Consider the following 19,529-nt stretch of genomic DNA (forward strand, 5'->3'; position numbering starts at 1 on the left):
CACGATAGGGCGGGGCCGTGCCCGGGGCACCCCGCATGCCCCGGGCACGGAACCCCGCGCGGTCATCGGTCCGTGTCCGGGGTGAGCGCGGCCTCGACGAGGTCCGCCGCCCGGCGGGTACCGCCCTCCGCCGCCATCCCGGCCTGGATCGCGGCGAGTCTGCGGGCCACCTCCGGGTCGGCGGCCAGGGTGAGGACGGCCTCGCGCAGCGCCCCGGGGGTGGCCTCCGCCGTGTCGATCCGTCGCGCGACGCCGAGGGCGGCCAGCATGTCGGCGTTGCCGAACTGGTCGACGGCCTGCGGTACGGCGACCATCGGGGTGGCCGTGGCCAGGCCCTCCTGGCTGCCGCCCGCGCCCGCGTGGGTGATGAACGCGTCGGCCTGCCGGAGGACGGAGAGCTGCGGCACCCAGTCCCGTACCTCGATGTTGGCCGGGATCTCGCCCAGTTCGGAGACCTCGACGTTCTTGCCGATCTGGAGCACGACGTGCCACCCCGGCTCTCCGCCGAACGCCTCGACGCACGCCCGGTAGAACGCGGGCTGCTTGGTGAAGGACGAGCCGAGCGAGACGAGCAGGACCTTCTCCGCTCCGGCGGGCCGCCGCCACTCCCCCTGGTCGGCGCGGTCGCCCTGGCAGGCGCCGACGAAGGTGAAGACGGACTCGTCCACGTCGTCGGCCCGGGGCTGGAGCGCCTTGGGGATCAGGACGAGGGAGCGGCCAGGTTCCGCGGAGAGCCGGTCGGGGTCGGTGTGGTCCATGTGCTGGTCGATGAGCCACTGGGCGAACCGTGCCCGGTACGCCCTGCCGCGCTCCGACTTCTCCAGTTCCGCGAGCATCGGCTCCGCGACCTCCTCGCGGTAGCCGTCCCAGGCGACCATGTGCGTGGAGATCTGGAAGAACGGCACGCCCCAGCGGTGGGCGAGGACGGGCGCGGGGAAGGAGGTGGTGTCGCCGAGGACGAGGTCGGGGCGGTCGTCCTCGAAGGCGGCGACGAGTTGGGGCAGGGCCTGGATCGCGTCGTCGAGGAAGGGCTCCAGGTTGTCGATCAGTTCGGTGCCCCAGTCCTCGGGGTCGTCGTCGGGGGTGGGCAGGACGGATGTGTAGATCACCGGTGTGGCGCCGGTGGCCGCGATCTTCTCCGCGAAGTTCGCGGGGATCGCGTAGCTGACGCGGTGGCCCCGGTCGACGAGTTCCCTGATGACGTCGAGGCTCGGGTTCACGTGGCCGTGGGCGGCGATGGAGAACATGGCGATGTGGGCGGGCTCGGCTGCGGTCATGCCCTCAACATAAACAAGACGATACGTCTCGTGCAACTACATTGGAGTCCGTCCACATGTCTACCGCTGGTAGCGGGCCAGCACCCGGTTGCCGTCCTCGACCAGGCGTTTCTCCAGCTCCGTACGGTCGATCGCGCCGCTGTAGTACTCCTGGAGCGCCGGGGTCGCCACCTTGTCCTTCCACTCCGGGTAGCCGCGTACGGACTGGGCGGGGGCCGGGCGGAGTCCGCCCGCGAGCGCCGCTCCCGTCGCCCAGCCGTGCTCGGCGGTGTGCAGGGACGGGTCCGCGAGAGCCGTCGTACCGGTGGGCAGCATCCAGTCGCCCTTCGCGAGGCGCACCATGTTCCCGGGACGCAGCAGGAAGTCGAGGAAGCGCGCCGCTTCCCTCTTGTGCGGGCTGTCCCGGGCGATGGAGAGGGTCTGCGGGCTCACGCCCTGCGCGGGCACGGCCCCCTCGTCACCTGCCCCGGCGCTCCCGTCGCCGGCGGGGGCCGGCAGGACGGTCCACTCGAAGCCTTCCGGTGCCTGCTGGATGATCTGCTGACGGTACGAGAACCCGAGCGGGACCATCGCGTACTTCCCGCCGAACAGGCCGGGCAGCGTGTCGGAACCGCCCATGCCGAGGGTGGCGCCGGACGCGCTCCTGTCCTCGGTGACCTGTCGCCGGACCGTGTCGGGCACCACGGCGTCGTCCTCGGTGAACCGGATCGTCACCTTCCCGTCCGCGCCCCGGTGGAAGAGCCGGCCGCCGGTGGAGAGGCCGAGGTTGAGCGTCGCGGAGACGGGGTCCTTGAGCGGCCAGGCGACCGCGAACCTCTCCTTCGCCCGCCCCTGCCGCATGAACGCCGTCAGCTCACCGCTGATCCGCCGGAACTCCGGCCAGCTCCAGGGCCGCTCCGCGGTGGGGATCCGGACCCCGGAGGCGTCCAGGATCTTCTGGTCGGCGATCAGGACGCGGGGCTCCTGGAGGAACGGCACGCCGTACACGCCGTCCCCGAAGGTGGCCGTGTCCCAACTGCGCCGGGGGATGTCCCGGGTGAGCCGGTCGGAGAGCAAGGGACGCAGGTCGGCGAGGTAGCCGCCGTAGGCGAAGTCCGCGAGGTCGTCGGCGGCGTCGTGGATGAGGTCGGGCGCCTCGCCGCCCTCGAAGGAGGTGAGGAGCTGGTCGTGGACGCTGTCCCAGCTTCCCTGGACGTACTCGACCCGGATGTCGGGGTGGGCCGCGTTCCACTCCTCCACCAGCTCCTCGGTGGCGCGGACCGACTCGTCCTGCCAGGCCAGGGACTGGAAGCGCAGGGTGATCCCGTCCTCCCGCGCGCCGTCGGTCCCGCCGCCGGAACAGCCGCCGAGCAGCAGGGCGAGCACGGCGGCGACGGCCGCGAAGGTCTTCGGCCGGCGCATCAGTTCTTCACCGCCCCGGCCAGCATCCCGCCGGTGATCCGGCGCTGGATGAGGGCGAAGACGAGGAGGGAGGGCAGGGTGGCGAGGAACGCGGCGGCGGCGAGCGGTCCGAGATCCGCGACGCCCTCCGCCCCGACGAAGTGGGTGAGCACCACCGGCAGGGTCTGTTTCCCGGGGGACTTGAGCAGGACGAGCGCGAAGAAGAACTCGTTCCACGCGGTGATGAACGCGAAGAGCGCCGTGGCGACGATGCCGGGCGCGAGCAGCGGTGCGGTGACGGAGACGAGGGTGCGGATCCGGCCCGCGCCGTCCACGGCCGCGGCCTCCTCCAGCTCGGTGGGCAGGGCGCGGACGTACCCGGTGAGCATCCAGAGCGCGAACGGCAGCGACCAGACCACGTACACCAGGACCAGCCCGCCCAGGGAGTCGACGAGGCGCAGGTTCTTGAGGACGAGGAAGAGCGGGATGATCACCAGGACGAACGGGAACGCCTGACTGACCACCACCCAGCCGGTGGCCGCCGCCGCGAGCCTGCCGCGCCGGCGGGCCATCACGTAGGCCATCGGGGTCGCGACGACGACGGCGATCAGCGCGGCGGCGAGGGCGGCCGTCAGACTGTTGGCCGCCGCCCGCAGCAGCGGCTGTTCGTCGAACGCCTGGCGGAAGTTGTCGAGCGTCGGGTGGTGCGGGATCCAGGTCGGGTGGAGGCTGCCCAGCTCCCGGGGCGGTTTGAAGGCCGTGGACAGCAGCCAGAGGAACGGGAAGGCGAGAAAGACGAGGTAGCACAGGAGCGCGGCGTACTGTCCGGCGCGCACGGAGCCGCTGACGCGCGGGCTCATGCCTCCGCCCCCTTCGTGAGCCGGCCGACGAGATGGAACGCGAGGAGTACGGAGACCACGGCGACCATCACGCACCCCATCGCGGCGGCGTAGCCGAACTGGCCGTAGCGGAACGCCTCCTCGTACGCGAAGAGCATCGGCAGCCGGGTGCGACCGCCGGGGCCGCCGCTGGTCAGCACGTAGACCAGCGCGAACGAGTTGAAACTCCAGATGAAGTTGAGCGCGGTGACGGCGAGGGCGACCGGCCGGAGCGCGGGCCAGGTGACGGCGAGGAAGCGGCGCCAGGCGCCCGCGCCGTCGAGCGCGGCGGCCTCGTGCAGTTCGCGCGGGGTGTTCTGGAGGCCGGCCAGCAGGGCGACGGTGGTCTGCGGCAGGCCGGCCCAGACACCGACGACGATCACCGCGGGCAGGGCGGTGGACAGACCGGTCAGCCAGTCCCGGCCCTCGCCCAGGCCCAGATCGCGCAGTGTCTCGTTGAGGACCCCGGCGTCGGAGTGGTAGACGAGCCGCCACATGACGGCGACGACGACCTCGGGCATGGCCCAGGGGATGATCGCCAGGGCCCGGGCCAGCCAGCGCAGGCGCAGGTCCTGGTCGAGGAGCAGGGCGAGGCCGAGGCCGAGCGCGAACTGCGGCACGGTCACCCCGACCGCCCAGAGCAGGCCGATACCGAAGGAGTCCCAGAAGAGCGTGTCGTGCAGCAGGTCCTGGAAGTTCAGGACGCCGATCCACCCGGTGGGCTCGGTGCGGCCGGACTGCGCGTCGGTGAAGGCGAGCGCGACGCCGTAGAGCAGCGGTCCCACACTCAGCACCAGGATCGGCAGCAGCGCGGGCAGCACCAGGAACCAGGCACCGTGATCCAGCGGCTTCCGGGGCCGGCCCGTACGTCCCGTACCGGACCGGCCCTCGCCGGCCTCCTCCGCCGCTGACCGCGTCGTCGCGGTGGCCGATGTCACGGATGCGACTCCTTCGCGTGGGGCTGTCAGGGGCCGTCCTGTCCGTCCTCGTCATCGTGGGGACGCCCTCGTGGTACGTCAAGCACGCACACGCGGGCGGATGGGAGACTTCGCGGTGGCGCGGGACGCGATGGACCGCGCGGAGCGACGACCGGAAGTAAGTGGGCCGACGATGGACGAGGCGCGGGCGCGGGAGATTCTGGCCGGGGCGGGGCTGCCGGGGCTGCCGCACGACGCGGAGCTGCTGGCCCTGGGCGAGAACGCGGTGTTCGGGACGGCCGGGCTGGTCGTCAAGGTCGGCAGGGACGCGCGGGACCACCCGGAGCTGCTGGAGCGCGCCCGGCGCGAGGTCGCCCTCGCGTCCTGGCTCGCCGAGTCCGGGGTGCCGGCCGTACGGGCCGCCGAATCCGGGGCGCGGTCCGTGGACGGCCATCCGGTGACGCTCTGGCACCGGCTGCCCGAGGCCGTACGCCCGGCGGAACCCGCCGATCTGGCCGCGCTGCTGCGGCTCGTCCACGCCCTGCCCGCCCCCGATCCCGCCGTACTGACCCTGCCCCGCCGCGAACTGCTCGGCGGTGTGGAGCGCTGGCTGCACATCGCGGGCGACACGATCGACCCCGCCGACGCCGCGTACCTGCGCGGGCGCAGGGACGGCTTCGCCGAGGCCGCCGCCACACTCACCCCGCACCTTCCGGCCGGCCCGATCCACGGCGACGCGCTGCCGCGCAATGTCCATGTCGGCCCGCGGGGGCCCGTGCTGGTCGATCTGGAGACCTTCTCCGCGGACTTCCGCGAACACGACCTGGTGGTCATGGCGCTGTCCAGGGACCGGTACGGGCTGGCCCCCGAGGCGTACGACATGTTCACCGCCGTCTACGGCTGGGACGTCCGCGCCTGGTCAGGCTGTCCGGTACTGCGCGGCGCCCGCGAGACGGCCAGTTGCGCCTGGGTGGCGCAGCACGCCCCGGCCAACCCCAAGGCGCTCGCCGAGTTCCGGCGCCGGGTCGCCTCCCTGCGCGACGACGACCCCGAGGTCCGCTGGTACCCCTTCTGACCGGCCGGCCCGCCCGTACGGGACCGCGGGACCGCCGGACCGCGGCGGTACGGATCCGCGCGGCACCGGGGTCAGGGCGTCGTCGTCACCACCGGCTCGCGCAGCGGCCACACCGCGTCGACCACCGCGTCCGTGTTCCCCTTCTTCCGCAGGAAGCGCTGGAAGTCCACCGCCCACTCCGCGTACCAGGCGATCTGGCGCTCGTGCAGCTCCGGCGGGGTCAGCGCGGCCACCGAGGCGTGCCGCTCGGCTATCGCGGTGGCCACCCTGGCCGCCGCCAGGGCGTCCGCGCCCGCATCATGGGCCGCGTCCAGCACCACGCCGTACTCCCCGCAGACCGCCTCCAGATTGCGCTTGCCCCTGCGGTACTTGTCGACGGCCCGGTCGATCGTGTAGGGGTCGATCACCGGGCCGACCGGACCGAGCCCCGGCAGCCCGTGGCGCCGCAGCTCGGCCGCGAGCAGCGTCAGGTCGAACGGCGCGTTGTACGCCACGACCGGCACCCCGCGCGCCCAGTAGCCGCGCAGGACCTCCGCGACCTCGGCCGCCACCTCGGGCGCGGGACGCCCCTCCGAGGCGGCGCGCTCACTGCTGATGCCGTGCACCGCGGACGCCTGGGCGGGGATCCGGATGCCCGGGTCCGCGAGCCAGCTCCGCTCCCGTATCACCTCGCCGCCCCGGACCTCGACGACCGCGGCCGTCACGATCCGGGCCTCCAGCGGCTCCGTACCGGTCGTCTCCAGGTCGAAACCGGCCAGTGCTTCCCCGTGCCAAGTCATCGTGTGGTCCTCCTTCGTGGTGCGGTGGTGCTTCCCCCGCTCCCCCCGTCGGATCTCCCCGCCGGACTTTCACCCTGCCACGGGCCACTGACAACGCCCCGGTTCAGGAGACCGGCCGGGAGTCCGTCCAGACCGAGTCGAACTCCTCGCGGTAGGTCTGGAAGAGCCCGTGCTCCGTGTCCTGCCCCGCCCGCACGACCTCACGCCCGCCGCCGCGCAGCACCAGGACCGGGGCCTCCATGCCGCGTGCCCGGCGCAGGTACGACTGGACGACGGCCAGACCGTCGGGGCCATCCCCGTCCACGAGGTACGCGGTGAAGCGCGGCGTCTCGTCGAAGACATGGATCTCGAAGGCGCCCGGGTCGCGCAGGTTGGAGCGCACCCGGCGCATGTGGAGGATGTTCATCTCCACCGAACGGCTCAGTTCCCCCTTGCGCAGCCCCAGCTCGCGCTCCCGGCGCTTGACCGCGCTGCTCGCCGGGTTGAGGAAGACCAGCCGGGTCCTGCAGCCGGACTCCGCGAGCCGGACGAGCCGGCGTCCGGAGAAGTTCTGGACGAGGAGGTTGAGGCCGATACCGATGGCGTCGAGCCGCCGGGCCCCGCCGAACAGGTCCTCCGCGGGTAGCTGGCGCTGCAGTCTGACCCGGTCGGAGTGGACGGAGACGACATCGCCGTACCGGTCGCCGACCAGGTCCTCCACCGCGTCGACGCGCAGCCGCTGCGAGGACGGTATGCCGCTGCCGCCGCCGAGGATCTCCAGCAGCCTCGCGGAGGCCCGTTCCGCCTGGGCGAGGACCGTCTCGGAGAGCGCCCGGTTGCGGGAGACGACGTTCCGCGCGACCTCCAGCTCGTCGAGGGCCAGCTCCACGTCGCGGCGGTCGTCGAAGTACGGCTCGAAGCAGGGCCAGTGCTGGACCATCAGCTCCCTGAGCTGCGGAAGGGTGAGGAAGCTCAGCACGTTGTCGTCGGCCGGGTCGAGGAGGTAGCCCTTGCGCCGGGACACCTCCCGTACGGCGACGGCGCGCTGCACCCACTCCTGCCCGGCGGGCCCGGCGGCGGCGACCACCCACTCCTCGCCGTGCACGGGCTCGTAGATGGGCCGCAGGACCGCGGCGACGACCGCGCGCAGCCGCTGCTCCACCAGATTCAGCCAGATGTAGGCCCGCCCGGCCCGCTGTGCGCGCGTACGGACCTCGTTCCAGGCGTCCGCGCCCCAGTCCAGTTCCGCCCCGATCTCCATCGGTCGCGCGAGGGAGACCACTCCGGGCGGGATGTCGCCGGATTCCCCCGCATGACCTGCGTCACCTGGGGGCAGCTCCAGCCCTCCCGAGCTCACCCGCGCACCGCCTTCTCTCCCTTTTCAACGATCAAGGAAGGGTACTCCGCCGACCGGACCAGGTGCAGCAGGATGCACAGGCTCCTTTCCCAACTCCCTTGTTCATGCGGCTTGTTCCCGGTGGTGACTTCCACCGGAGTGGGATGATTCATCACGATTCCACCCGATCTTCTCCGCGCGCCCGGCGGGGCGGGAGGAGCCCGGTGGGGCCGCTGAGCACCATGACCGGTCCGGGCGACGGCGCGGTGCACGCGGTTGACCCTCGGGGCAAGAAGGGCCAAGAAGGCTGCGGGTTCCTAGGTGGTTGCCCTACTTTCGGGGAAGATCTGGCACAACAGCCCGCTCCACCCGGATCAGAAATGGAAGAGTCCTCCCTATGCAGGTCTGGCCGGGACAGACATATCCCCTCGGCGCCACGTACGACGGCGCCGGTACGAACTTCGCGGTCTACTCCGAGGTCGCGCACCGGATCGAGTTGTGCCTCCTGCACGACGACGGATCAGAAACGGCGGTGGAGCTCCGCGAGACCGACGCCTTCGTGCGCCATGCCTACCTTCCGGGCATCATGCCTGGTCAGCGCTACGGATTCCGGGTCCACGGACCGTACGAACCGGAGCGCGGGCACCGCTGCAACTCCGCCAAGTTACTTCTCGACCCGTACGCGCGTGCGATCAGCGGCTCCGTCGAGTGGGGTGAGTCGGTGTACGGCTACCACTTCGGCAAGCCGGACTCGCGCAACGACATGGACTCCGCCCCCCACACGATGTCCTCGGTCGTCGTCAATCCGTACTTCGACTGGGGCGACGACCGGCGTCCCCGTACCGACTATCACCGCACCGTGCTCTACGAGGCCCATGTGAAGGGCCTGACGATGCTCCACCCGGCGCTCCCCGAGGAGCTGCGCGGCACGTACGCCGGGCTCGCCCATCCGGCGGTGATCGAGCACCTGACCGAGCTGGGGGTCACGGCGCTGGAGCTGATGCCGGTGCACCAGTTCGTCAACGACCACCGGCTGGCGGACGCCGGGCTCGCCAATTACTGGGGCTACAACACCATCGGCTTCTTCGCCCCGCACAACGCCTACGCGTCGTGGGGCGACCGGGGCGAACAGGTCCTGGAGTTCAAGCAGGCCGTACGGGCGCTGCACCAGGCCGGGATCGAGGTCATCCTCGACGTCGTCTACAACCACACGGCCGAGGGCAGCCATCTCGGCCCGACGCTCTCCTTCCGCGGCCTGGACAACGCGCAGTACTACCGGCTCTCCGAGGACCAGCGCTACTACACGGACACCACGGGCACCGGGAACTCGCTGCTGATGCGCAGCCCGCACGTCCTCCAGCTCATCATGGACTCGCTGCGGTACTGGGTGACCGAGATGCACGTCGACGGCTTCCGCTTCGACCTCGCGGCGACCCTGGCCCGCCAGTTCCACGAGGTGGACCGGCTGTCGTCGTTCTTCGACCTCGTCCAGCAGGACCCGGTGGTCAGCCAGGTGAAGCTGATCGCCGAACCGTGGGACGTGGGCGAGGGCGGCTACCAGGTGGGGAACTTCCCGCCGCTGTGGACCGAGTGGAACGGGAAGTACCGCGACACCGTACGGGACCTCTGGCGCGGCGAACCCAGGACCCTCGCCGAGTTCGCGTCCCGGCTGACCGGTTCGTCCGATCTGTACCAGGACGACGGGCGGCGGCCACTGGCCTCCATCAACTTCACCACCTGCCACGACGGCTTCACCCTGCACGATCTGGTCTCGTACAACGACAAGCGCAACGAGGCCAACGGCGAGTCCAACCGGGACGGCGAGAGCCACAACCGGTCCTGGAACTGCGGGGCGGAGGGCGAGAGCGCCGATCTGGAGATCGTGGAGCTGCGCAACCGCCAGATGCGCAACTTCATCGCGACGCTGATGCTCTCCCAGGGCGTGCCGATGCTCAGCCACGGCGACGAGTTCGCTCGTACGCAGGGCGGCAACAACAACGCGTACTGCCAGGACAACGAGGTCTCCTGGGTCCGCTGGCCGGAGCCGGGCGCGGAGACCGACCGGACGATGCTGGCCTTCACCCAGGCGATGGTGTGGCTGCGCCGGGACCATCCGGTCTTCCGGCGCAGGCGCTTCTTCCACGGGCGCCCGGTGGAGGGCACGCACGACGACCTGTCGGACATCTCCTGGTTCACCCCCGCGGGTGAGGAGATGACCCAGCAGGACTGGCAGGCGGCGCACGCCCAGGCGATGACGGTCTTCCTCAACGGCCACGCGATCTCGGAGCCGGGGCCACGCGGGGAGCGGATCTCGGACGACTCGTTCCTGCTGATGTTCAACGCGAGCGCGGACGAGCTGGAGTTCAGAGTGCCGGTGAACCACGGACGCCAGTGGCAGGTCATGGTGGACACGGCCCGCCCCGAGGGCGTGGTGCGCGGTCAGGGCGAGAAGGTCGACGGCGGCGAGCGGCTCAAGATGATCGGCCGCAGCATGACGGTGCTGATGCGGCCGGCGTAGGGCCCCGGCCGGTACGGGGAGCCGTACGGGCCGTACGGCTCCCCGGAGCGGACGCGGCGCGGAGCGGACGCGGCGCGGCGGGCTGGGAAACCCGGTTGCCGCGCCGCCCCCGCCGGTGATCCAGTGCCCGGATGGACAAGCAAACCGTACTGAAGGCGTTCGACCGGGACATGCGACTGCGCGCGGGGGCCGACGGTTCGCGCGCGTCGCCGGAGCGGGCCGGGAATGTGGTGCGCCGCAGCGGCGGCCCGCACGACTGGAACGGGGTCCTCTGGTCGGACCTGGACGAGAGCTCGGCCGTGGCGGCGATCGCGGAGCAGGTGGCGCACTTCACCGCGCTCGGCCTGGAGTTCGAGTGGAAGCTCTACGACCATGACGCTCCCGCCGGTCTCGGGAAGCTGCTGCTCGCGGCCGGGTTCGTCGCCGAGCCCACGGAGGCGCTCATGGTCGCCGAGGTCAGGGATCTGCTCGGCGACGCCGAGCCACCGGAGGGCGTCCGGCTGGTCCCCGTGACCGACGCGGCCGGGGTCGCCCTCATGGCGGACGTGCACGATCAGGCGTTCGGCACGGACGACGGCCGGATCGGTCGGCAGCTCCTCGCCCAGCTCACCGAGTTCCCCGACACGGTCTCCGCGGTCGTCGCCATGGCGGGCGACGTACCGGTGAGCGCGGCCCGGCTGGAACTGCCGCCCGGCAAGCGGTTCGCCGGTCTGTGGGGCGGCGGTACGACGGAGGAGTGGCGCGGCCAGGGCGTCTACCGCGCGCTCGTCACCTACCGGGCCCGGATCGCCGCCGACCGCGGCTACCCCTACCTCCAGGTGGACGCGACGGACATGAGCCGTCCCATCCTGGAGCGCCTCGGGTTCACCGTCCTCAGTACGACCACCCCGTACGTCCACACGGCGTAGGCCACAGGCTCTACGGTGGAGGCGGACCGCCCGCCGCCCGCGCCCGAGAGTCGGTGACTCCGCAGTCATTCCCGTCGAGACCGTTCCCGCCGAATCCAGTGATACCGATGAAACAGAAGTCGAGAAGCGGGGTACGTACGACCGTATGACGCCCACTGCGACCTACCGGCTCCAGATCCAGCCGGAATTCCCGTTCTCGGCCGCCCGGAGAGCCGTGCCGTATCTCGCCGCGCTCGGGGTCTCGCATCTGCACCTGTCGCCGGTGCTGGAGGCCGTACCGGGCTCCACGCACGGCTACGACGTGGTCGACCACTCCGCCGTACGGGCCGAGCTGGGCGGCGAGGAGGGGCTGCGGCAGCTCGCCGCCGCCGCCCGCGAGCACGGCCTCGGGATCGTGCTGGACATCGTGCCCAACCACATGGCCGCGGCGCCCGTCCACAACCGCGCCCTGTGGGAGGTGCTGCGGGAGGGACCGGAGTCGCCGTACGCCCGCTGGTTCGACATCGACTGGGCCGCGGGCGACGGCAAGGTGCTGCTGCCGGTGCTGCCGGGCCCGGTCGGTGACGAGCTGGCGGCGGGGGCGCTGCGCGTCGAGGACGGGACGCTCCACCACGGCGAGCAGCGCTTCCCGCTCGCGGCCGGCAGCGAGGAACTGCCGCTGCCCGAGCTGCTCGACGCCCAGCACTACCGGCTCGCGTGGTGGCGGCTGGCCCGCACCGAGCTGAACTACCGCCGGTTCTTCACCATCCCGGAGCTGATCGGGGTACGTGTGGAGGACCCGGAGGTCTTCACCGCCACCCACGCCAAGATCGTCGAGCTGGTACGGGACGGCGTCGTCGAGGGGCTGCGCGTCGACCACCCGGACGGGCTCGCCGACCCCGAGGAGTATCTGCGCCGGCTGAACGAGGCGACCGGCGGCTGCTGGACGGTCGTGGAGAAGATCCTCGCCGACGACGAGGTGCTCCCGGCCGGCTGGGCCGTCGCGGGCACCACCGGGTACGACGCGCTGCGCCACATCGACGGGGTGTTCACGGACGGGGCGGGCGCCGAGGTCCTGGAACGCCGTTACCGGGATGTCGCGGGCCCGGCCGGCGACCGGGGCGGCTACTGGAACGGTACGGCCCGGCGCGCCGCGTACAAGGTGGTCTTCCACGAACTGGCCGCCGAGACCGCCTTCCTCGTCCGTACGGCGCTGCGCGTCTGCGCCGCCGACCCCGCGCTGCGCGACCACGCGCCCTGGGCGCTGCGTACGGCGATCCGCGAGCTGCTGGTCCGGGTACCGGTCTACCGCCCGTACACGACGGCGGGCGGGCCCTGCCCCGAGGCGGCGGAGGCCGCGGTCTCCGAGGAGGCGGTCAGGCAGGCGAAGACGGCGTTCGCGGTGGAGCGGGAGGCCACCGTCGTGGACGTGGTGCGGGAGCTGGCGCTCGGCCGGCTCGGTACGGGCGAGGACCAGACGGTGTTCTGCGCGCGGTTCGCGCAGACCGCGTCCGCGCTGCGCGCCAAGGCGCTGGAGGACACGGCGTTCTACCGCTACACGCCGCTGATCTCGGCGAACGAGGTGGGCGGCGACCCGGGCAGCCCGGCGGTGAGCCCGGAGCGGTTCCACGCGTACTGCCTGCGCCTCGCGCGCGACTGGCCGTCCACCGGCACCGTACTGACCACGCACGACACCAAGCGCAGCGCGGACGTACGGGCCGGGATCGCGATCCTGGCCGAGTGCCCCGAGCGGTGGGACCAGTTGCTGGAGCAGGTGGCGGGGGTCGCGGCGCCGGACCCGCAGGTGGCGTGGCAGGCGTGGCAGACGGCGGTGGGCTTCACCCCGGCCGTGGACGGGACCCCGCCGGACGGGGCGCGGATGGTGCCCGCGCTGCTGAAGTCGGTACGGGAGGCGGGGCTGCGGACGAGCTGGACGGAACCGGAGGCGCTGTACGAGCAGGCGGTGGCGGCGTTCGTCGAGGCGGGCCCCGCGGGTCCCGCGCGGCGTACGGTCACGGCGTTCAACCGCGCGCTGGCGCCGTACGTACGGGCGAGCGCGCTGGGCGCGGCGCTGGTGCACCTCACCATGCCGGGGGTGCCCGACCTCTACCAGGGCACGGAGCGCGAGTATCCGGCGCTGGTGGACCCGGACAACCGGCGGCCGTTCAGGACCGGCCCGCCCGACGACCGTACGGTGGTCACGACAGCCGCGCTGATGCTGCGCCGGGAGCGGCCCGAGGTCTTCGGCGAGTCCGGCACGTACACCCCGCTGCCCGCGGTGGGCCCGGCCGCCGCGCACGCGCTGGCCTTCGTCCGCACCGGCGCCACGGTCACGGTGGCGACGCGGCTCCCGTACGGTCTGGAGCGGGCGGGCGGCTGGCGTACGACGGAGCTGCCGCTGCCGCCGGGGCGGTGGCGGGACACCCTGACGGGGCGTGAGGTGTCGGGGACGGTGCGGCTCGCGGAGTTGCTGGACCAGTTCCCGGTGGCCCTGTTGACGACGGAGTGAGGGCGGCGGGCCCGGGGCTGCGGGCCGATGGCGACGGCGGCCCGCGGGGGACGGACCGGAGCCGGCCGGACGGAAGGCCGCGGACCGGACGTGGCGGTGGCCCGGAGGTGGCGCGGGCCTGAAGGCCTGTTACCGGAAGTTCGGTCCACGGCGTTTACAGAGTGACCGGGCCGCGCTACGTTCCGAGAAATGGGAGCGCTCCCATTGGCCGCCTCGCTCACTTGTCATGATCACGCCGAAAAAATCATGCCGAAGGGACTCGCATGATGAACCGCCCCCCACTGTGGCTGTTACACCCCCGCAGAGCCGTACTCCTCGCGCTTCTCGCCGTACTCCCCGCCCTGCTGCTGGTCGTCACGGACAGTCAGCCCTCGTCCGCCCACGGCACCCCGATGAAACCCGCCAGCCGCACCTTCATGTGCTGGCGGGACGGTCTGACCAGCACGGGTGAGATCAAGCCCGTCAACCCCGCGTGCAAGGCCGCGGTCGCGGAGAGCGGCACGACCCCGCTCTACAACTGGTTCTCCGTGCTGCGCTCCGACGGCGCCGGGCGGACCAAGGGCTTCATCCCCGACGGCCAGCTGTGCAGCGGCGGCAACACCACGTTCAACGGCTACAACAAGGCCAGGAGCGACTGGCCGCTCACCCACCTGACCTCGGGCGCGTCGCTCGACTTCTCGTACAACGCGTGGGCCGCGCACCCCGGTTGGTTCTACGTGTACGTCACCAAGGACGGCTTCGACCCCACGAAGACCTTCACCTGGGACGCCCTGGAGTCCACCCCGTTCATGACCGTCGACCACCCGCAGGTCACCGGCAGCGTCGGCACCGTGGACGGCGCGTACAAGTGGACCGGCAAGCTGCCCGGCGGCAAGAGCGGCCGGCACATCATCTACATGGTGTGGCAGCGCTCGGACAGCAACGAGACCTTCTACAGCTGCTCGGACGTGGTCTTCGACGGCGGCAACGGCGAGGTGACCGGCGTCGGCGAGCCCGGCACCACCCCGACGGACCCGCCGACCGACCCGACGGCCACCTGCACCGCCACCCGGAAGACCACCAACTCGTGGTCGGGCGGCTACCAGGCCGAGATCACCGTCAAGAACACCGGCGCCAACCCGATCCTGGGCTGGATGGTCGAGTTCACCCTGCCGACCGGCCAGAAGGTCGAAAGCCTCTGGAACGGCAACGCCACCTACGGCGGTCAGGGGGTGATGGTCCACAACGTCGACTGGAACGGATCGCTGGCGGCCGGCGCCTCCACCACCTTCAGCTACGTGGCCTCGGGCGGGCCACCGGACACCGCCACCACAGCGCCCTGCTCCGTGCACTGACCAGGGCGCGCCCGGTCCGCCACCGGCGCACCCGCACACTCCGGCCCGGCCCCCACCCGGACGCCGGACAGCACCCGGCCCGCCGTCACACCCCCCACACCGGGCGGCGGGCCGGGTCCGCCCGACTGCCGCTCTCCGCAGCTCAGTTCGAGGCGAGCCGGAAGCTCATGTGACCGAACGTCACCAGGTCGCCGTCCCGCACGACGACCGTCGAGGTGACGCGCCGTCCGTTGACGGTCGTGCCGTTCGTCGAACCGAGGTCGCGCAGGACCCAGCGCCCGCCCTCCATGCTCAGTTCGGCGTGCAGCCGGGAGACCGTGTCATGGCTGAGCCGCAGCCCGTTGACCGGGTCGCGGCCGATCCGCAGCGGGAAAGGGCCCGGCTGCGGCAGCAGCAGCTTCGGCAGCCGCTCGGCCTGCCACGCCCTGCCCAGCCGGTGCGAGAACGCGGAGATCCGGCCCACCGCCGCGAACAGCCCACGGGACCAGCGGCCTTCGGCCTCCAGGTCCGCGGTGAGCGGCTTCAGCTCGTCGGCCCCGCGGGCGGCGAGCGCCAGGTCCGTCCGGCGCAGAAAGGTGTCGTGCGAGAGCCTGCCCTGCGCCGCGCCTTCCCTGAGCACCGCGAGGACACGGTCACGTTCGGCGTCGGAGAGCCGCACGGGATACGCGGGAGACTCGAAGGAGGACGTCACAGACGTGATTGTCCTTCCGGCGGCCCTGACGTGTCCAGACGGACCGGTGTTCCCGTCGACGCGGACCGGTGTTCCCGTCCGCACGGACCGGTGTTTCCGTCGACGCGGACCGGTGTTCCCCTCCGCACGCTCGCGGTGTCCCCGTCCGCGCCACGGCCACCGATTCACCGTGATCACCGAGCCTGCGGCCGTCTCCCTTGCCACCATGAGAGGTGTCACCGTCAGAGGGACGGTGCCGACGACAAGGGGGAACCACCCGTGCAGTTCGAGGTGTGGGCACCGAAGGCGCAGGAGCGGGTCGACCTCCATCTGGGAGGGGCGGACCGCGCGGGACCCGGCAGCCACGGCGAGGCGGGACCCGGCGGCGCCGGACCCGTCGTCCTGCCCATGGAGCGTGACCAGGGCAGACCCGGCTGGTGGACCGCCGAGACGACGGCCGGAACAGCCGACGGACCGGCCGACGGTACAGCCGACGGACCGGTCGCCGCGCCGGTCGAAGGGACGCGCTACGGCTTCGCGCTCGACGGCGGCCCCGTACGGCCCGATCCGCGCTCCCGCCACCAGCCGGAGGGCCCCGACGGCCGCAGCGCCGTCGTCGACCAGGCCGCGTACGACTGGCGCGTCCCCTGGCCGGGCCGGCCGCTGCCCGGCGCGGTCCTGTACGAGCTGCACATCGGCACCTTCACCCGTGAGGGCACCTTCGACGCGGCGGCGGCGCGACTCGCTCCCCTGGCCGAACTGGGGATCACCCACGTCGAGCTGATGCCGGTGTGCCCCTTCCCCGGGACCCACGGGTGGGGGTACGAGGGGGTGTCGCTGTGGGCGGTGCACGAGCCGTACGGCGGCCCCGAGGCGCTCAAGCGCTTCGTCGACACGGCGCACGGTCTGGGCCTCGGGGTCGTCCTCGACGTCGTGCACAACCATCTCGGCCCGGCGGGCAACCATCTGCCCGCGTTCGGACCGTACTTCACCGACACGCACCACACCCCGTGGGGCGCCGCCGTCAACCTCGACGCCCCCGGCTCGGACGAGGTGCGCGCGTATCTGCGGGAGAGCGCCCTGGCCTGGCTGCGGGACTTCCGGCTCGACGGGCTGCGGCTGGACGCCGTGCACGCGCTGGCCGACCACCGCGCGCTGACCTTCCTCGAAGAGCTGTCCACGGCCGTCGACGCGCTCTCCGCCGACCTGGGCCGGCCGCTGTTCCTGATCGCCGAGTCCGACCTCGGGGACCCGCGCACCACCACGCCCCGCGCGGAGGGCGGCCTCGGGCTGCACGCCCAGTGGAACGACGACTTCCACCATGCCCTGCATGCCGCGCTCACCGGCGAATCCCAGGGCTACTACGCCGACTTCGCCCGCGAGCCGCTGGCCGCGCTGGCCAAGACGCTGACCCACGCCTTCTTCCACGACGGCACGTACTCGACCTTCCGGGGCCGTACGCACGGTCGCCCCGTCGACCGTACGAGAACGCCCGCGCACCGCTTCCTCGGCTACGCCCAGACGCACGACCAGATCGGCAACCGGGCGCTCGGCGACCGGCTCTCGGCCACCCTCTCCCCCGGGCTGCTGGCCTGCGCGGCCGTCCTCGTCCTGACCGGGCCGCACACCCCGATGCTCTTCATGGGCGAGGAGTGGGGCGCGGCCACGCCCTGGCAGTTCTTCACCGACCACCCCGATCCGGCGCTCGCCGAGGCCGTACGCAGCGGCCGGCGCCGGGAGTTCGCGGCGCACGGCTGGGCGGCCGAGGACATCCCGGACCCGCAGGACCCGGCGACGCGCGCACGCTCCTGCCTGGACCGCTCGGAACAGTCGCGCGAGCCGCACGCGCGCCTGCTGGCCTGGTACCGCGAGCTGATCGCCCTGCGCCACGAGCAGCCGGACCTGGCCGATCCGGACCTGGCGGCGGTGCGGGTCGCGTACGACGAGGGGGCGCGCTGGCTGGCGTACCGCAGAGGCGAGCTGCGGATCGCGGTGAACCTCTCCTCGCGGGACGTGGAGATCCCGCTGGACGGCCTGCCCAGGGGAGGCGCCGGGCGGGTACTCGCGGCGTGGGAGCCGGTGGCGGCACCGGGAGCGGACGGGGTGCTGCGGCTGCCGCCGGAGTCGTGTGTGGTCCTGACCGACGGCTGAGCACGGCTGACGTCCATGAGGCACACCTTCCCTATCTTTCCCTTTCTTCGCTAAACGCTCTCCTATGAGAGTAGTTTTAGGTATCGTAAGGATGTATGGAGAGTCCTGAGCAGGAGCTGTACTCGGTCGGTGAGGTCGCCGAACGTCTCGGGCTGCATGTGCGGACCGTGCGGAACTATGTCCGCGACGGCAGGCTGAAGGCCGTCAGGATCGGCAAGCAGTACCGGATCAGCCGGGCGGACTTCGAGGCGCTGACCAGCCGCCCGGCGCCCGGGGACGCCCCGGGCGCCGGGGTGGCGCGCGGGCACGTGGAGGTGTCGAGCATCGTGCAGATCGACGCGCTCGGCCCGGCCGCGGCCGACCGGCTGAGCACCTACCTCACGGCCACCACGCGGTCCGTCCGGGACACCCCCGACCCACTGCGCGTCCAGACGGTCTACGACAAGGAACGGAACCGGATGAAGATCGTGATCCTCGGCGGCGCCACCGCCACCGCCGACCTGCTGCACCTGATCGACGGCGTACTCGGCCCGGAGAACGGCATGTTCACGGACAGCGCCGGATCCCCCGAAGGGACGGGGGCGGCGCGCCGTGCCTGACCTTCTCGTGGAGCACCACGGCATACCGGTGCTCGTCTGCGACGCGGCAGGACCGCCCCTCGCCACCGCGCAGGACGCGCTCGACCACCTGGTCGGGGCGGCCTACCATGAAGCGGAGGTGGTCGCGGTCCCGGCGGAGCGGTTCGACGACCGGTTCTTCGACCTCAGCACCGGGCTGGCCGGCGCGATCCTCCAGAAACTGGTGAACTACCGGCTCCACCTTGTGGTCGTCGGAGACATCTCCCACCATCTGCGGGCGAGCGCCGCCCTGCCCGACCTCGTCCGCGAATCGAACCGCGGCCGGCACGTCTGGTTCGTGGCCGACCTGGACGAACTCGCCGCACGCCTGACGGAAGAACCTAAATGACCGTTCCGCCGGACGCGGGCCGGCGGAACAGGGCCGTCCAGAGGAACGGTTCGCCGAAGCGGGGCGACTCGGGCGGCTCGTCGGTCATGCGGCGCGCCTCGATCTCCGTGAGACCGGCGAAGATCCGGCGCAGGGACTCCGGTGTGTACGCGAGTCCGCCGTGGAGGCCGGGGCGCTCGGCGGGGCCGGACGGGCGGTAGAAGGCCGCGTCCGGGAGTTCGGAGCCCATCTCGCCGGCGGCGAAGCAGGTCAGGGCGAGATGGCCGCCGGGGGCGAGGACGCGGTCGACCAGGGCGAGGTAGCTGACGCGCCGGTGGGGCGGCAGGTGGTGGAAGCAGCCCGAGTCCTGGATCAGGTCGTAGGGGCCGCCCAGTTCGGCCGGGCCGAGGGCGAAGGCGTCGCCGTGGCGGAAGCGGATGTCGGCACCGGCTTCTTGGGCGCGCTCGCGCGCCCAGTCGACGGCCGTCGCGGAGAGGTCGACGGCGTCCACCCGGAAGCCCAGGGAGGCGAGGTGCAGCGCGTTACGGCCAGGCCCGCACCCCAGGTCGAGCGCGCGGCCCGGCGTGATCAGGCCCCGGTCGAGGTAGGAGACCAGGCTCTCGTCCGGCTTCGCCACGAAGAACGGCACCTCCTTGGAGCGATCGGCGTAGAAGCCGTCCCACCAAGTGGCCCCGGAGGCCGTCCAGCGGTCGGCCTCCGGGGTGAACAGGCCGTCCAGCAACCTCAGCACATCCTCGACCGTGCGTATGTCCCGGTCCATCAACTCCCCTTCCGCCAGGGGAGGAACGGTGCCACCGGGCACCGCGGAAGACCAGGTCACACCCGGTTCCGCGCGGGACGCGCAGCGGCGTGGACGGGGGCCGGGCGGCCGAA

The 19,529-nt window shown here is 72.2% G+C and carries 16 protein-coding genes; 8 read left to right on the forward strand and 8 right to left on the reverse strand.

Annotation, left to right across the window (positions count from 1 at the left end; translation table 11 throughout):
* Positions 1-62: 62 nt before the first annotated feature.
* Genes mgt through ACFXPL_RS03310 form a run of 4 tightly spaced genes read right to left on the reverse strand, consistent with a single transcriptional unit; the run spans position 63 to position 4,473 of the window.
* Positions 63-1,277 carry a macrolide-inactivating glycosyltransferase gene (gene mgt, locus ACFXPL_RS03295; protein ID WP_384911620.1) on the reverse strand — a complete coding sequence of 405 codons (1,215 nt, stop codon included), beginning with the start codon at positions 1,275-1,277 and terminating at the stop codon, positions 63-65.
* A 60-nt stretch (positions 1,278-1,337) separates the two neighbouring features.
* The gene (locus ACFXPL_RS03300; RefSeq protein WP_384911622.1) at positions 1,338-2,678 is read right to left on the reverse strand and encodes an ABC transporter substrate-binding protein; all 1,341 of its coding nucleotides are present in this window, start codon (positions 2,676-2,678) and stop codon (positions 1,338-1,340) included.
* On the reverse strand, positions 2,678-3,517 hold the full coding sequence (locus tag ACFXPL_RS03305; protein WP_384911625.1) for a carbohydrate ABC transporter permease: 840 nt from the start codon (positions 3,515-3,517) through the stop codon (positions 2,678-2,680). Before ACFXPL_RS03305 ends, ACFXPL_RS03300 begins: the two co-directional genes overlap by 1 nt.
* On the reverse strand, positions 3,514-4,473 hold the full coding sequence (locus tag ACFXPL_RS03310) for a carbohydrate ABC transporter permease (protein ID WP_384911629.1): 960 nt from the start codon (positions 4,471-4,473) through the stop codon (positions 3,514-3,516). The genes ACFXPL_RS03305 and ACFXPL_RS03310 overlap by 4 nt, the downstream gene beginning before the upstream one ends.
* A gap of 172 nt (positions 4,474-4,645) precedes the next feature.
* Here ACFXPL_RS03310 and ACFXPL_RS03315 point away from each other — a divergent pair, with 172 nt between their 5' ends.
* Positions 4,646-5,527 carry a phosphotransferase enzyme family protein gene (locus ACFXPL_RS03315; RefSeq protein ID WP_384911831.1) on the forward strand — a complete coding sequence of 294 codons (882 nt, stop codon included), beginning with the start codon at positions 4,646-4,648 and terminating at the stop codon, positions 5,525-5,527.
* Positions 5,528-5,598: 71 nt separating this feature from the next.
* Here the strand turns inward: ACFXPL_RS03315 and ACFXPL_RS03320 are convergent, their stop codons facing one another.
* Both ACFXPL_RS03320 and ACFXPL_RS03325 read right to left on the reverse strand, forming a co-directional pair.
* Positions 5,599-6,306 carry a 3'-5' exonuclease gene (locus tag ACFXPL_RS03320; protein ID WP_384911631.1) on the reverse strand — a complete coding sequence of 236 codons (708 nt, stop codon included), beginning with the start codon at positions 6,304-6,306 and terminating at the stop codon, positions 5,599-5,601.
* A 103-nt stretch (positions 6,307-6,409) separates the two neighbouring features.
* Positions 6,410-7,642, reverse strand: coding sequence for an SAV2148 family HEPN domain-containing protein (locus tag ACFXPL_RS03325; RefSeq protein ID WP_384911634.1), 1,233 nt, complete (start codon positions 7,640-7,642; stop codon positions 6,410-6,412).
* A gap of 376 nt (positions 7,643-8,018) precedes the next feature.
* Here ACFXPL_RS03325 and glgX point away from each other — a divergent pair, with 376 nt between their 5' ends.
* From glgX to ACFXPL_RS03345, 4 genes are all read left to right on the forward strand, one after another.
* Positions 8,019-10,139: a glycogen debranching protein GlgX gene (gene glgX, locus ACFXPL_RS03330; protein ID WP_384911637.1), complete on the forward strand. Its 2,121-nt coding sequence runs from the start codon at positions 8,019-8,021 to the stop codon at positions 10,137-10,139.
* Between the two features lie 131 nt (positions 10,140-10,270).
* Complete coding sequence (locus ACFXPL_RS03335; RefSeq protein ID WP_384911640.1) at positions 10,271-11,047, forward strand: GNAT family N-acetyltransferase; 777 nt, start codon at positions 10,271-10,273, stop codon at positions 11,045-11,047.
* Between the two features lie 145 nt (positions 11,048-11,192).
* Positions 11,193-13,535 carry a malto-oligosyltrehalose synthase gene (gene treY / locus ACFXPL_RS03340; RefSeq protein WP_384911643.1) on the forward strand — a complete coding sequence of 781 codons (2,343 nt, stop codon included), beginning with the start codon at positions 11,193-11,195 and terminating at the stop codon, positions 13,533-13,535.
* A 263-nt stretch (positions 13,536-13,798) separates the two neighbouring features.
* The gene (locus ACFXPL_RS03345) at positions 13,799-14,869 is read left to right on the forward strand and encodes a lytic polysaccharide monooxygenase (RefSeq protein WP_384911646.1); all 1,071 of its coding nucleotides are present in this window, start codon (positions 13,799-13,801) and stop codon (positions 14,867-14,869) included.
* A gap of 142 nt (positions 14,870-15,011) precedes the next feature.
* On the opposite strand, the gene ACFXPL_RS03350 is transcribed toward ACFXPL_RS03345, so the two are convergent.
* Positions 15,012-15,560 (reverse strand): FHA domain-containing protein, encoded by a 549-nt coding sequence (locus ACFXPL_RS03350; protein ID WP_384911649.1) that lies wholly within the window; start codon positions 15,558-15,560, stop codon positions 15,012-15,014.
* A gap of 258 nt (positions 15,561-15,818) precedes the next feature.
* Here ACFXPL_RS03350 and treZ point away from each other — a divergent pair, with 258 nt between their 5' ends.
* The 3 genes from treZ to ACFXPL_RS03365 all read left to right on the forward strand — a co-directional run bounded on the left by treZ (position 15,819) and on the right by ACFXPL_RS03365 (position 18,656).
* On the forward strand, positions 15,819-17,690 hold the full coding sequence (gene treZ / locus ACFXPL_RS03355; RefSeq protein WP_384911652.1) for a malto-oligosyltrehalose trehalohydrolase: 1,872 nt from the start codon (positions 15,819-15,821) through the stop codon (positions 17,688-17,690).
* Positions 17,691-17,785: 95 nt separating this feature from the next.
* Positions 17,786-18,289: a helix-turn-helix domain-containing protein gene (locus ACFXPL_RS03360; protein ID WP_384911655.1), complete on the forward strand. Its 504-nt coding sequence runs from the start codon at positions 17,786-17,788 to the stop codon at positions 18,287-18,289.
* A complete protein-coding gene (locus ACFXPL_RS03365; RefSeq protein ID WP_384911659.1) occupies positions 18,282-18,656 on the forward strand; it encodes a DUF4180 domain-containing protein in 375 nt (124 codons plus the stop codon). The genes ACFXPL_RS03360 and ACFXPL_RS03365 overlap by 8 nt, the downstream gene beginning before the upstream one ends.
* On the opposite strand, the gene ACFXPL_RS03370 is transcribed toward ACFXPL_RS03365, so the two are convergent.
* A complete protein-coding gene (locus ACFXPL_RS03370) occupies positions 18,649-19,416 on the reverse strand; it encodes a class I SAM-dependent methyltransferase (protein ID WP_384911662.1) in 768 nt (255 codons plus the stop codon). The genes ACFXPL_RS03365 and ACFXPL_RS03370 overlap by 8 nt on opposite strands.
* Positions 19,417-19,529: the final 113 nt, after the last annotated feature.

It is taken from the genome of Streptomyces sp. NPDC059092, assembly GCF_042756365.1.
Lineage (GTDB): Bacteria > Actinomycetota > Actinomycetes > Streptomycetales > Streptomycetaceae > Streptomyces.